Genomic DNA, 688 nt, shown 5'->3' with positions numbered 1-688 from the left:
TATACCCTTCAGAGAATATAATTTCGAAACAGGAAACTATTCAACACACCTCTACTTTTTTGATCAATCTGGTAACATGCTTGGAGTCGGAGGAACGTCAGTTGCTGTTAAGGGAGGTATAGGTGTATCCGGACCGAAAACAGCCAATATCTCGGCGGATTCATACGATGTTTTGATATACGGACTAGACCCTAATGTGAAACGTGTTCAGTTCCCTACCTGGACTTCTAATAAAGATCAGGATGACATTGAGTGGATTGAAGGTGTAAAGGTTGCTCCTGGAGTCTGGAAAGCCACGGTATTCTTTCAAAGGCATAACTCTGAGGTGGGAAGCTATATTACGCATATCTATGCTGATAATAAATATGCTGGAGTCTGGACGTGCAACGTTAATCGTTAACAGATGCCCGATCTAATGTAGAATAGGAAGCCTGCTTCAGTAAATAATGTAATGTTAACCACATGTGAGTCACATACTCCATGTGGTTTTTTTTATGAGATAGCATTAAATAAATTCACTCAGAATTTATAGCAAGGTTCGACAATTTCCGTATAAATGATTTGCTATAATAAATCGATTCTAGGAATTGCAATCTAATATTTTTATCAATAAATAACAGAATTTTGGAGGGACGTTCTTGAAGAAATCAATGATAGTGACCCTGCTAGCCAGTGTCTTTTTAACTTT

At 37.8% G+C, this 688-nt stretch carries 1 protein-coding gene; it reads left to right on the top strand.

Annotated features, from left to right (window positions below; genetic code table 11):
* Positions 1–400: GBS Bsp-like repeat-containing protein (locus ACQ76X_RS36105; RefSeq protein ID WP_438498694.1), on the top strand; the 400-nt coding region annotated here is incomplete at its 5' end.
* Between the last annotated feature and the right edge of the window lie 288 nt (positions 401–688).

Source organism: Paenibacillus sp. IHBB 3054 (genome assembly GCF_051594305.1).
Lineage (GTDB): Bacteria > Bacillota > Bacilli > Paenibacillales > Paenibacillaceae > Paenibacillus_AQ.
This window is presented reverse-complemented; position numbering and strand designations above follow the sequence as displayed.